General features: G+C 34.4%; 10 protein-coding genes. 3 read left to right on the top strand and 7 right to left on the bottom strand.

Translation table 11 applies throughout. From position 1 onward, the window contains the following. The first annotated feature begins 10 nt into the window (after nt 1-10). A complete protein-coding gene (locus HM990_RS01055) occupies nt 11-1,564 on the top strand; it encodes a DUF5123 domain-containing protein (protein WP_178987156.1) in 1,554 nt (517 codons plus the stop codon). Between the two features lie 96 nt (nt 1,565-1,660). Continuing rightward, entirely contained in the window at nt 1,661-2,971 is a 1,311-nt protein-coding gene (locus HM990_RS01050; protein ID WP_178987155.1) for a pectate lyase family protein, read from the top strand. Nucleotides 2,972-3,001: 30 nt separating this feature from the next. On the opposite strand, the gene HM990_RS01045 is transcribed toward HM990_RS01050, so the two are convergent. After that, the gene (locus HM990_RS01045) at nt 3,002-4,489 is read right to left on the bottom strand and encodes an Ig-like domain-containing protein (protein ID WP_178987154.1); all 1,488 of its coding nucleotides are present in this window, start codon (nt 4,487-4,489) and stop codon (nt 3,002-3,004) included. 127 nt (nt 4,490-4,616) lie between these two features. Here HM990_RS01045 and HM990_RS01040 point away from each other — a divergent pair, with 127 nt between their 5' ends. Continuing rightward, complete coding sequence (locus HM990_RS01040; protein ID WP_178987153.1) at nt 4,617-5,639, top strand: LacI family DNA-binding transcriptional regulator; 1,023 nt, start codon at nt 4,617-4,619, stop codon at nt 5,637-5,639. Nucleotides 5,640-5,655: 16 nt separating this feature from the next. Here HM990_RS01040 and HM990_RS01035 read toward each other — a convergent pair whose 3' ends face one another. From HM990_RS01035 to uxaC, 6 genes are read right to left on the bottom strand one after another with little or no spacing between them, the layout of a single operon-like run. After that, nucleotides 5,656-7,266, bottom strand: a complete 1,611-nt coding sequence (locus tag HM990_RS01035; protein WP_178987152.1) for a UxaA family hydrolase — start codon at nt 7,264-7,266, stop codon at nt 5,656-5,658. 33 nt (nt 7,267-7,299) lie between these two features. Continuing rightward, a complete protein-coding gene (locus tag HM990_RS01030) occupies nt 7,300-8,766 on the bottom strand; it encodes a tagaturonate reductase (protein WP_178987151.1) in 1,467 nt (488 codons plus the stop codon). A gap of 12 nt (nt 8,767-8,778) precedes the next feature. After that, nucleotides 8,779-10,083 carry a TRAP transporter large permease gene (locus HM990_RS01025; RefSeq protein ID WP_178987150.1) on the bottom strand — a complete coding sequence of 435 codons (1,305 nt, stop codon included), beginning with the start codon at nt 10,081-10,083 and terminating at the stop codon, nt 8,779-8,781. A gap of 2 nt (nt 10,084-10,085) precedes the next feature. Continuing rightward, entirely contained in the window at nt 10,086-10,577 is a 492-nt protein-coding gene (locus HM990_RS01020) for a TRAP transporter small permease (RefSeq protein WP_178987149.1), read from the bottom strand. Continuing rightward, nucleotides 10,570-11,553, bottom strand: a complete 984-nt coding sequence (locus tag HM990_RS01015; protein ID WP_178987148.1) for a TRAP transporter substrate-binding protein — start codon at nt 11,551-11,553, stop codon at nt 10,570-10,572. Before HM990_RS01015 ends, HM990_RS01020 begins: the two co-directional genes overlap by 8 nt. A 22-nt stretch (nt 11,554-11,575) precedes the next feature. Then, complete coding sequence (uxaC, locus tag HM990_RS01010) at nt 11,576-12,979, bottom strand: glucuronate isomerase (RefSeq protein ID WP_178987147.1); 1,404 nt, start codon at nt 12,977-12,979, stop codon at nt 11,576-11,578. Nucleotides 12,980-12,985: the final 6 nt, after the last annotated feature.

Below are 12,985 nucleotides of genomic sequence, written 5' to 3'. Positions count from 1 at the left end.
TTATTAAAACATGATGAAAGCAAAACATATATTAAAATCCATGATAGTAGTCCTGACTTTACTATTATCATTTTCCGGATGTGAAAGCCCTGATCAAGTCATTGAAGAGATTAGCATAAGCCGTGAATTCGCACCTGTTGGATTGCAGGCTTTTGTAAGAAACCAAGTTTTTGTAGAACTACAATGGGACTCCAACCCAGATGTGGATAACTACTTAGTTGAATTAAGTGAGGATTCATCATTTTCTTCAATAGCTCAATCTGAGAATGTAGCGTCAAGCGATGTACCTGTGCTAATAGAAATGTCACAAGAAACGTTTTACTACATTAGAGTACAAGCACTTAGTTCTAGAGGCTTAGATCCTTCTACATATGCAACTACTACGGCAGAAACATTAACGGAGCAAATTTTCTATCCTATAGAGCCAGGAGATATCTTAGCGACTGAAGCAACATTCAGATGGTTACCAAACAGTACCGTAACAGAATTATTTCTAGTACCAGGCGATATTTCCTATACGCTGTCTGCTCAAGAAATTGCAAATGGCGAAGCGACGGTACCTGGTCTTACGGGTGAAACAGATTATACAGTTCAAATACGTAACAATGCCACAATTAGAGGTGTCTTAAACTTTACCACTGGAATTGACATAGGAACAGGCATTTTAGTGACACCAACAGACGATATATTTCAAATGGTTGCAGATGCTCTTCCAGGTGATGTTTTAGTATTGGAACAGGGTGATTATACGGCTCAAATTGGTACTATAGTCATTGACAAACCTTTAACGATTAGAGGTTTATTGAGCTTTGACAAACCGCTTTTAAAAGTTAGTTTCTCTGTTATCACTGGTGCAACCGACGTAAGTTTAATTGACCTAGACTTAACAGGTGATGCTGATACAGATTTAACTGATACTGTAAGATATTCTGCAGCAGGAAACTACAACTCTTTATTGGTAAGTGGTTGTAACATCCACGATTATAATAGATCTTTTATTGCTGGAAATGAAATTGATGCTATTGTTCAATCTATAACCGTTGAAAATTGTGTTGTGACTAATATTCTTACAAGTGGTGGTGATTTCTTTGACTTTAGAAGTTCTGATGTTCTCAATGTTACATTTTCCACAAGCACATTCAACAACTGCGCACCTAGTAGGGATTTCTTTAGAATAGATGATTCAGGTACCTCTACGCAAACAGGTTTGGTTTGTAATATATTGATAGATAGCTGTACACTTTACGCTTGTTCAAACAATTCAAGTAGAAGAATACTTTATGTTAGATTTCAAGATAACGATATAACTGTGAATAATACATTAATAACGGATACAGAGTCGGAAGGTTATTCTGATCAAAGCAGAACCGACGAGTTTATTGATTTTAGTAATAACAATTATTTTAATGCACCAACAATGTATGACCCATCAGTTCCAAGATATGATAACTCGACGTCATATACCACCTTAGATCCAGGATATACTGATGCATTAAATGGAGATTTTACGTTATCTACCCAATCGTTGATTGACAACCAAGTTGGAGATCCACGTTGGAGATAACAATAATATATTAATTGAGTTAGTCAAGAAAAGGAGTTATGTTCGAAAAAATATTTCTCCTTTTTTTGTATAATTTATTATTTCATAACACAAGCAATGATTGAAAAACGACACTTAGGCTTAATAACTTTACTATTATTTTCTAGCATAATATATGGCCAGCACTTGGCTTTTCCTTCGGCTGAAGGTTTTGGCCGCTATACTACTGGAGGTAGAGGTGGTTTTGTTTATATAGTTACGAACCTAAATGATAGTGGAGAAGGAAGTTTGAGAAAAGGCATTTTAAAAAAAGGAGCTAGAATCATTATATTTGATATCTCTGGAACCATTGAATTAAAGTCGAATTTAGATATTAACAGAGGCGATTTAAGCATTCTAGGACAAACAGCGCCTTGTGGAGGAATCACGATTAAAGGATTTCCTGTAACCATTAAATCTGATAATGTTATATTAAGATATATACGTTTTAGAATGGGAGATATCAACGGCATTGAAGGCGATGCGCTTGGATGTAGAGACACCAATAACGTAATTATAGATCATTGTTCTATAAGTTGGGGAACCGATGAAAATGCCTCATTCTACAATAATAAAAACTTTACCTTACAATGGTGTATTATTTCTGAAGCTCTAAACAAGTCTATTCATGAAAAAGGCGCACATGGTTATGGCGGTATTTGGGGAGGCGTAAAAGCTTCTTTTCATCATAATTTAATAGTGAGCAACAATAGTAGAAATCCAAGATTTAGTGGCTCTAAAACCACAGAAAATTCTGAAAATGAATTTGTGGATTTTAGAAACAATGTCATTTATAATTGGGGTGAAAACAGTATCTATGGAGGTGAAAATGGTAGTTACAATATGGTTAATAATTACTTCAAATCTGGACCTGCTACAACCTCCTCTAAACTTGATAGAATTGTTAGTCCTTCAGAACCTTATGGCAAATTTTATGTGGATGGAAATATTGTTTTTAATCATACTAATATCACTTTAGATAATTGGAATGGTGGCGTACAATGCGATAATCCAGAACTAGCGAAATTAGATAAGTCTTTGGATATTTCAAATAATATTCAAACTACAAATGCTGAAGATGCGTTTATTGAAGTCTTAAAAAGTGCGGGAGTTAATATTAATAGGGATTCCGTTGATAAACGAGTTATAAGAAATACTAAAAAAGGAAACGCAGATTATAAAAATGGAATTATAGACTCTCAAGAAGATGTCAATGGTTGGCCAGTTATAAAGCCAAAACAAGGTTTAAAAGACACCGATAATGATGGCATACCCAATAAATGGGAGCGTAAATTGAAATTAAACCTTAACAAAAAAGATGCTCATCTAAATCATATAAATGAGCATTATTCTAATATTGAAGTCTATGCAAATGCACTACTAGACTAATACACTTTACCAGTATTCTCGAATCTATTTTTATTCAAATTCAAAAGCACCTAAATCTGGAGCTGAACCATTAAAAGGCAAACCAACATCAGAACCAGCATCAATTAAATCACTACCTGCTACCAAGTGAAGAAAATCTATATCCGGAAGGCTTCCATCTTCATTTCTCGGTGAAGCCAATAATTCTATATCTACGGTAATAAAATCTGATGAATTAGTCACTAAGCCATTTTGCCATCCGTTGTTGGTTATATCAGCTGTCGTAGCGGAATAACTATCATTATTGTTTCCACTGAAAGAAATTGTATTTTTAATCAAGAGAAAATTGGCAATATTGTTAGAACTAAAGCTAATGTTTCTACCATTATCATAAGCAGCACAATTATAAATTTCAATATCTCCTCTATTACTATTATGATCAAAACCATCATACACATTTCCTGCTGCAATACAATTCTTATAAATAGCATTATGCTTTAAAGTCTTATCATCGCTTCCACCAGTTTTAAAACCGTTTCCATCTCCCGCTCCAACAGTTCCATTCATTAGATAGCCATTTTTGAAAGCCCAGCAATTTTCATAATATGTAGTAATATTATCCGTTTCCCTTAGATAACCGTCCCAACCATCATCTAGGTTCTGCCATGCTCGACATCCAATGAATTTATTATCTGAACCTGCGTCTAATTTACAAGCAAATCCATCAGCATTTTCTAAAGAGGAATCTGCATTATAATAGGAATCACAATTTAAAATTGTATTATTACTTCCTCCATTGCCTATTTGAAGTCCAGTATCATGATTTTCAGAAAAAGTACAAAATTCAATTCGATTGTTACTTCCTGAAATAAGCATTCCGTTATCGCCAGCCGCATAAACATCAATACCTTTTATGTGCCAATAATTACCCGACAAAGCTATACCTCTATTAGATGAATTTTCGGACATGGATGAAAAATCTAATCTTGGTCGTTCTGTATCAGATGGATACGGCAATATTGAGATATTACTACTGCTTGCACCATTAGCAGAAATTTGTATTGTTGAACCAAAGACATAATTACCTCCTCTGATGTAAATATTATCACCTGGACTTGCTGATACAATAGCAGTTACAAGCTGTTGCGACGTTCCTACTATAGTTCCATCAACTGGATTATCAGAACCTGAAATCAAATAAGTTTTCGAAGTACTGATACCTGATCCATCCTGCGCTGTTGCAGTTACGCTGACACTTCCATCTGATACAGCATCCAATAATCCGCTGCTAGAGATTGTAGCAATAGACGCATCAGAAACAGACCAACTAACAGAAGCATTTGTTGCATTACTTGGGGTTACGGTAACTGACAATTGACTTGTGCTACCATCAGTAATGGTATTGCCAACAATAGTAATAGACTCCACTAATACTGTATCAGAACCACCATCATTAGAACTGTCCTTACTACAGGCTACAAAACTTATTGAAACTAATAATAAGGTACTATAAATTAAGTTTTTATATACTTTTTTCATGTTATATTTATTTAATGTAATCGATTGCACAATTATAGTCATTTTCTTAGCAAAAACAAAACAATCTTTTAAATAAAATGCTTAGATTTACTGCCTAGAATATGCGTTTATTCAGTACTTGAATTTAATGAAGAAAAAGACCACTATTTACGATATAGCAAAGAAAGTTAATTTAACAGCAGCAACTGTATCTAGAGCACTAAACAACAACCCAAAGATTAGTGAAAACACCCGAAAACTAGTTCAAGAGATGGCTCTAGAGATGAACTATGAGCAAAATACGCTTGCTAAGGCACTGAAGAGTGGAAAAAGTTTCAATGTTGGTGTCATTGTCCCACGTATGGACAGTAACTTTTTCGCCTCTGTTATTAGAGGTATTGAAGAAGAATTGTATCCAAAAGGTTACCATGTAATTGTTTGCCAGACCCATGACCAAGAAAAATTGGAAACCGGGAATATTATGTCCTTAATCAATGCACAAGTTGATGGAATCTTAATGTCTATTTCCAATTCAAAAACAAAGAATAAAATCTTTAATAGTTTATCGCAGAAACGAGTTCCTCTCATATTTTTTGATAGAAAAAAAGATATTTCAGGAGTTAGTTCTGTAACTATTGATGATTTTAATGGTGCTTATCAAGCTACTAAACATTTGATAGAACAAGGCTGTAGACGTATTGCGCATTTATCGAATGATCGCTCATTGGAAATTTTCAAGAATCGTTATTTGGGCTATAAACAAGCGATTATAGACCACGGTTTAGAATTTGATGAAAGTCTAGTAATAGAGACAATTAGTAAGGTTGATGAAGGTAGAAAGGTCGCGAAACAATTGCTCAATATGGACACACCACCAGATGCTATTTTTTCATCAAGTGATTTTTCTGCGCTTGGTGCGATACAAGAAATAAAGGCCCAAGGATTAAGAATACCTAAAGATATTTCTGTTGTTGGTTTTAGTAATGAGCCGTTCACGCGCTTTATGGAACTTTCAATTAGTTCGGTAGATCAATCGCCTATAGAAATGGGTAGAATTGCGGCTAAAGTATTTTTGGATGAAGTAGATGTCAATCTAAAAACAAGAAAGCAACAACAAATAGTCTTACATCCTGAGCTGATGGTCCGTAAGTCTTCACTTAAGAATGAATAGATCAACTAATTTGAAATCATAATGAAACGCCACGTTTCCAAGGAATAAAATCATCTTGATTCAGAAGACTTGCTTTTGATTTTATAGTTCCGCTAGCAACATCTATTATATAGCCGAGCATGGTTTCTGCCATTTCTTCAATGGTTTTCTCCCCTTTTATAACATCTCCCGTATCTACATCAATGATGTCACTCATTTTTGCCGCTAGCTCTGAGTTTGAAGACACTTTTATCACTGGTGTAATTGGATTTCCTGTTGGTGTACCTAATCCAGTAGTAAATAAAACAATATTTGCTCCAGATCCCACCATAGCTGTTGTACTTTCTACATCATTTCCTGGTGTACATAATAGATTTAAGCCTGGTTTTGTGACGTATTCACCATAATCTAATACATCTACAACTGGTGAAGTCCCGCCTTTTTTCGCTGCTCCTGCAGATTTCATGGCATCCGTAATTAATCCGTCTTTTATATTTCCTGGCGAAGGATTCATATCAAAACCCGAACCGGCATCTACGACTGATTTTTCAAAAGCTTGCATTAATTCTAAAAATCTTTTAGCCGATGTTTCAGTTGTACAACGATTGACTAACTCTTGCTCTACACCACAAAGTTCAGGGAATTCTGCCAAAATAGCGGTTCCGCCTAAGGCCACTAACATATCAGATGTATAACCTAAAGTTGGGTTTGCCGAAATACCAGAAAAACCATCAGACCCTCCACACTCTAAACCTACTTTCAGTTTAGATAAAGGTGCCGGTTTTCGTTTAATTTCATTAGCTTCTTTGATTGCAGCGTAAGAATTTTTGATAATCGCTGTTAGCATTTCATCCACCGTTCCCATTTGCTGTTGCTCGTACATTAACACTGGTTTTTTATTATCTGGACTTATAGCATTTAGTGCCTTATTGAAAATATCGATTTGTAAATTTTGACAACCCAAACTCAAAACCGTAGCACCTGCTACATTAGGGTTTTTTACATAACCAGCTAATAATCTTGCCAAACTTTCTGAATCTTGACGAATACCACCACATCCTCCTGGATGGGTAATGAATTTTACATCTATATTTTCAAAAACCCTATCGGTTTCTGGTTGTTCAGCATCAGAATTTTCATTACCACTAACCAAAGACCTTAGTAACATCTGATGCGTATTAGACTCTTTTGTAAGCAACTCCCGTTCAAATATATCTCTAAGTTTTTCTATATTTTTATTCTCGCAAAATACCAACGGAAAAAACAACCATACATTTGCCGTACCGACTTGGCCGTCTTCTCTGTGATAACCCATAAATGTTTTATCTTTCCACTTATCAACATTTGGTAAAGACCAACCAATGGTATCTGTTTTCTTGCTAACCTTAGCACTTTGGTGTTTTACGTTTTCTGTAGTTAACACATCACCTTTTTCTATGGTTTTACTTGCTTTTCCAACCAAAACCCCATACATCATTATTTTGTCACCTATTTCAAATCTATTTAAAGCAATTTTGTGCTTTGCTTTAACATCTGAAACGATCGGGATATCCTCATTTTGGAACGAGATAACCTCACCTGCCTTTAAGGTAACTAAGGCAACTGCGACATTATCCGATGGATGTACTGTTATTAATTTCTTTTGCATATTAATAATTGGTTTGCAGTTAAAAACGTTGTTTTAGTACTTTTTGCTAAAGTTTTCATAACCAAATTCAATTCCATTTGAATCCATTTCTGCTAAAGCAAATGCAATAGCTGTTGATAAATTTTTAACCTTTGTTAAGTCTTCTCCCCAATAGTCTTGGTTTGCCAAAACACGATTCGCTATAACATTGTAATCCTTGTGTTTCCAAATACTCTTAAAATTATCAACTATATCTTCCCCATCGTTAATTGGTAAATCCTTTCCTTGCCAAGTGCCTTTATAAAACCGTATTAAACAAGCAAAAGCAAAGGTTAAGTTAGTTGGTAACTTCCTGTTTTTAGATTCAAATTCCAATAAACTTGGTAGTACCCTAACTTTAAATTTTGAAATAGAATTTAATGCAATATCTGCCAGTTTATGTTTGATAAATGGGTTTCTAAAACGGTCTAAAATGGCTTCAGCAAAACTGTCCAGTTCATTTTTATCCATTGGAAGCACATCGTTTATTTCTTCAAAAATAGCCTTATTGACAAAAGCTCCAGTAAAGGCATTATCTACCGTCTCTTTAACGGTTTCATTTCCATAAAGTAATGAAAACGGCACCATAGAGGTATGAGCACCATTTAAAATTCTAACTTTTCTAGTGCGATACGGCTGCATATCGTCAACAATCTTAACGTCTAAATTTGTTTTATGAAATGGTAACTTTTTCTTAAGATCTTCACCACCCTCAATCACCCAAAGAAAAAAAACTTCTGCCGCAACAATGAGATTGTCTTCATAATCCAATTGTGCTTTATATGCATCAATGTCGTCTTTTGGATAACCTGGCACAATCCTATCTACTAAAGTACTGTGGAATGAACAACTTGTATTCAACCATTGTATAAATTCGTTACTTAAATTCCAAAGTGAAGCATACTTTAAGAGGGTTTCTTTTAAAGTTTCGGAGTTATGATTGATTAATTCACATGGAATAATAGTTACCCCTTTTTCTTCAGCTCCACCAAAATGGTTGAAACGTTCATGTAATAATAGAGTTAATTTGGCAGGAAATGAACTTGGCGGTTGCATATCCATTGTATCACTTTCAACAAAAGCTATTCCTGACTCTGTGGTATTGGAAATAATAAACTGAAGCGCATCTTCTTTTGCTAAATCTAAATAGTGTTGAAAATCTGTATAAGGATTAATGCCTTTTACAATATTGGTGATTAACTCCTTTTCTTGAATTTCTTGACCTTTTTGAATCCCTTTTAAAAACAAGGTGCAAAGCCCATCCTGATCGTTCAGCACATCTACCATTCCTCTCTCAATAGGCTGTACAACTGCTACTCCTGCGTTAAAATCTACTGCTTTATTTAATTGTTGAATGGCATAATCTACAAATGCTCTCAAAAAGTTGCCTTCTCCAAACTGAACCACTTTAATTGGCAGTTTTTCTTCAGAAGCTAAATTTGCTCTGTTTAAAACTTGTTTCTTATTTTTTAATTGTGTCATATTATTTTATAATTATAAACCAAAAAGTCTTGGTAAAAACATTGAAATTTCTGGTATAAAAGATATTATCATTAATACTGCAACCATAATGGCTAAGAAGGGTAATAATGACCGTATAACTTTGGTGACAGAAACATTGGCCACACCACTACCTACAAATAGAAGCGTACCTACTGGAGGAGTACAAATCCCTATACATAAATTTAGTACAATGACGATTCCAAAATGAACAGGATCCATTCCTAAAGTCGTTACAACTGGTAAGAATATTGGTGTAAATATTAATACCGCTGGAGTCATGTCCATAAACGTTCCTATTATTAATAAAATAATATTAATAGCTAAAAAGATCGCAAACTTGTTACTTAATGACTCTAATAAAAAGGAGCTGATCATTTCCGGAATCCCTTCAAAAGAGAATAGCCAAGACATCGCCATAGATGTACAAATTAAAAACATGACGACAGCTGTAGTTTTGGCGCTAGATAACAAAATTTGTGGCATATCCTTCATTTTCATATCACCATAAATCAATGATAATATTGCGGCGTACAATACTGCTATTACTGAGGCCTCTGTAGCGGTAAAAATTCCAGCTACGATTCCTCCGACAACAATGACTAGTAATGATAAACTAAAGAATGCTTTTCTAAAATACGTCCAAACTTCATAAAGGGTTGCACGTTTTCCTCTTGCGTAACCTTTACTGATAGTAATAAACGCTATATAGCCCATTATAGCAAAGCCTAAAAGTATGCCTGGTAAATAACCGGCAATAAATAAAGCCGCTACTGAGGCAGTTCCTCCACTGGCTAAGGCATAAACTATTAAAATATTACTCGGTGGAATTAATAAACCGGTTGTTGATGATGTGATATTTACAGATGCACTTAAAGCTCTAGGATAGCCCTCCTCTTCCATTCTATCGGTCATAATTGACCCAATAGCAGAAGCAGCGGCAACAGCAGAACCAGAAATAGCTCCAAATAGCATGGATGCCAATACATTGACATAAGCCAATCCACCAGGAAGACTGGCGACCAATGATTTTGCAAAATTAATAAGTCGATTGGCAATACCGCCTTGTTTCATAATCTCACCTGCTAATACAAAAAATGGTATTGCTAATAGGGCAAAACTATCGATACCTGTAGTCATTCGTTGGGCTATGGTTGTTAAGCCTGGCATTTTATCAATATTCAACAATAAACTAAGAGTTGTTGAAATTCCGATGCTATAAGCTACAGGAACTTTTAATAATAAAAGCGTAAAGAAACTCACAAATAAAACGATAATACTTATTATTTCTATACTCATAATTAGCTCATATTTTTATTAGAATAAGTACCTGATATGTGATAAATTGAAAAGCACATAATTAAAAAACCACTAAAAGGTAATACCGCATATACATAGCCCAGAGGTATTCTTAAAGTCCCTGATAATTGTTCTAAATGTAATGTAGTGTAAACCAAATTCAACCCACCTATTACCATAACGATAAGTGCAAAAAGGAAGATGAATACCTCGATGAGAATAGACGTTTTTCTTTTATTGGCAACAGACATTTTTTCATATAAAAAGTCCATTGATAAATGTTCTTTTTTAGCGTTGAGATATGCAGCACCTAAAATGGTCATCCAGATTAAAGCGAACCTCGCAAATTCTTCAGTCCAAGTAAACGATCTGCCCAAAAGATATCTCGAAAACACTTGAAATAAAACATCTAAGACTAACAGTGCAAAAATGATAATCAAAAACCACTCTAAGGTTTTATTAACCTTATTAAAAACAAATTTAGACTTACTCATAGTTGTCATTCTTGATTTGATTAACAATTTCGGCCATTTCAGGATACTCTTCTACAAATTTCTCAACTACAGATTTTGATTTCTCTGCAAACAAGGATTTGTCGGGAATTATAATTTCAACGCCCCAATCTTTGGCCACCTTCATAGATTCCTCAACAGATTCTTGCCAAAACTTTTTTTGAGCTTGGGCAGATTCGTCTGCTGCTTCCTGTACCCAAACACGTTGCTCTTCGGATAATTTGTCCCAATATTTAGTACCAATTAAAAGCACATCTGGAACTGAAGAATGCTCATCTAACGTATAATACTTACTGATTTCATAATGGTTAGAGGATACGAAAGACGGTGGATTATTTTCTGCGCCATCGACAACACCTTGTTGAATAGCTGTATACAATTCTCCGTAGGCTAAAGGTGTGGCATCTCCGCCCATTGTATTAACCATATTAATTCCCATTTGATTATTTTGGACTCTAATTTTTAAGCCTTTTAAATCTTCTGGTGATCTTATCGCTTTTTTACTGGTATAAAAACTTCTGCTTCCAGCATCATAGTAACATAAACCTCTCAGCCAAAATTTAGAGCCTTTTTCTAGTATGGATTTTCCAATTGGCCCTTCTAAAACATTAAATTGATGTTCATTATTTCTAAATAAATAAGGTATGCTTAAAATATTGTACTCAGGTACAAAATTAGATAGCGTGGCAGCACTCACTTTTGTTGCCGCTACGCTGCCTATTTGCAATAATTCTAATAATTCTCTTTCTGATCCTAATTGGCCATCAGGAAAAATCTTAACCTTTAAGGTACCTTTAGATTTTTTTTCTAAGGCCTTTTGAAACTCCAACATACCCTTATGCACAGGATGTGTTTGAGGCAAAGTATGTCCTAAATAAAGTACCTCAGGACCCTCTACTTTTTTGCAAGAGGCCATACCTAAAAGAAGAATTACTAAGAGAATTATTTTAAATCTCATTACTAACATTTTAAGTTTATCATTAGAATTTAAAATAGGCCTTGGCATTGTTGTAACTAATATCCGCTACCATTTTACCAATCCATTCCATTTCTTCTTTAGGTAATTCGCCTCGTTTAATTTCATCTCCTAAAAGATTACAGAGAATTCTTCTAAAATATTCGTGTCGTGGAAATGACAAGAAGCTACGGGAATCTGTTAACATACCAATAAAACAGCTAATTAAACCCATATTTGATAACGCGTTTAGTTGTTTGGTCATTCCATCTTTTTGATCTAAAAACCACCAACCCGAACCGAATTGCACTTTTCCTTTTACACTGCCGTCATTGAAATTCCCAATCATGGTTGCCATAACTTCATTATCAGCTGGATTTAGATTATAAATTATTGTTTTAGTTAATTTATCCTTGCCATCCAGCGTATTCAAAAAAGCAGATAATTTCTCAGCTTGCGAATAATCTCCAATAGAATCCCAACCTGTATCTGGTCCTAAAATAGTGTGCATTCTCTGATTATTATTTCTTAAAGCTCCCAAATGAAATTGTTGTACCCAACCAAATTCGTTATAGGTTTCTGACAAGAATAACAAGATTGCCGTTTCAAATTTTAAGACTTCTTCTTTTGAAAGTGTACCTCCTTCTATTTTCTTTTTGAAAATAGTTTCAACTTCATTGTCGGTAAATTTTTCAAATGATATTTGATTTAGACCATGATCACATAATTTACAACCATTGGCATCGAAATATTCAATTCTACTTCGTAAAGCATCTTTTAAATCTGTATAACTTTCAATATTAATATCAGCTTCTTTTCCTAAGTCTTTGATATAATTATCGTAACCTTCATTCGCAATTAAAATTGCTTTATCGGGTCTGAAAGCTGTACTTACTTTTATTTCGAAATCACTATTTGCTAATTGTTTGTGATGTGCTAAATTATCCGTTGGATCTTCAGTTGTACACACCAATTCGGCATTCACTTTACGCAGTAAATTTCTACAGCTATAATCACTACTACTTAGTTTTTCTGACGTAGATTCATAAATTTTCTCAGCAGACTTTTCGTTTAACAAATCATGTACATTGAAATATCTTGCTAATTCTAAATGGGTCCAGTGATACAATGGATTCCTCATCGTATAAGGCACTGTTTTTGCCCATTGCATAAACTTTTCCTTGTCAGTTGCATTACCAGTGATATACTTTTCATCAACACCCAAAGTACGCATGGCTCGCCATTTATAATGGTCACCATTGATCCATACTTTAGTTAAATTATTGTATATCTTATCGTCTAGAATTTCTTGTGGTGGTAAATGGTTATGATAATCTATTATAGGCTGATTCTTTGAGTAATTGTGATATAACTCTTCAGCATATTTATTTTCTAGTAAAAAATTATCGTGTATAAAATGTTTACTCATTTGTTT

The sequence above is a fragment of the Winogradskyella schleiferi genome (genome assembly GCF_013394655.1).
GTDB classification, from domain to species: Bacteria; Bacteroidota; Bacteroidia; order Flavobacteriales; family Flavobacteriaceae; genus Winogradskyella; species Winogradskyella schleiferi.
The sequence above is the reverse complement of the archived record's forward strand: the minus strand, read 5'-3'. Positions and strand labels throughout refer to the sequence as shown.

Excerpts from the sequence above, each read along its gene's own strand:
- HM990_RS01035 (WP_178987152.1), bottom strand. The coding sequence starts at position 7,266 with ATGCAAAAGAAATTAATAACAGTACATCCATCGGATAATGTCGCAGTT.
- HM990_RS01045 (WP_178987154.1), bottom strand. The coding sequence starts at position 4,489 with ATGAAAAAAGTATATAAAAACTTAATTTATAGTACCTTATTATTAGTT.
- HM990_RS01050 (WP_178987155.1), top strand. The coding sequence starts at position 1,661 with ATGATTGAAAAACGACACTTAGGCTTAATAACTTTACTATTATTTTCT.
- HM990_RS01040 (WP_178987153.1), top strand. The coding sequence starts at position 4,617 with ATGAAGAAAAAGACCACTATTTACGATATAGCAAAGAAAGTTAATTTA.
- HM990_RS01025 (WP_178987150.1), bottom strand. The coding sequence starts at position 10,083 with ATGAGTATAGAAATAATAAGTATTATCGTTTTATTTGTGAGTTTCTTT.
- uxaC (WP_178987147.1), bottom strand. The coding sequence starts at position 12,979 with ATGAGTAAACATTTTATACACGATAATTTTTTACTAGAAAATAAATAT.
- HM990_RS01015 (WP_178987148.1), bottom strand. The coding sequence starts at position 11,553 with ATGAGATTTAAAATAATTCTCTTAGTAATTCTTCTTTTAGGTATGGCC.
- HM990_RS01030 (WP_178987151.1), bottom strand. The coding sequence starts at position 8,766 with ATGACACAATTAAAAAATAAGAAACAAGTTTTAAACAGAGCAAATTTA.
- HM990_RS01020 (WP_178987149.1), bottom strand. The coding sequence starts at position 10,577 with ATGAGTAAGTCTAAATTTGTTTTTAATAAGGTTAATAAAACCTTAGAG.
- HM990_RS01055 (WP_178987156.1), top strand. The coding sequence starts at position 11 with ATGATGAAAGCAAAACATATATTAAAATCCATGATAGTAGTCCTGACT.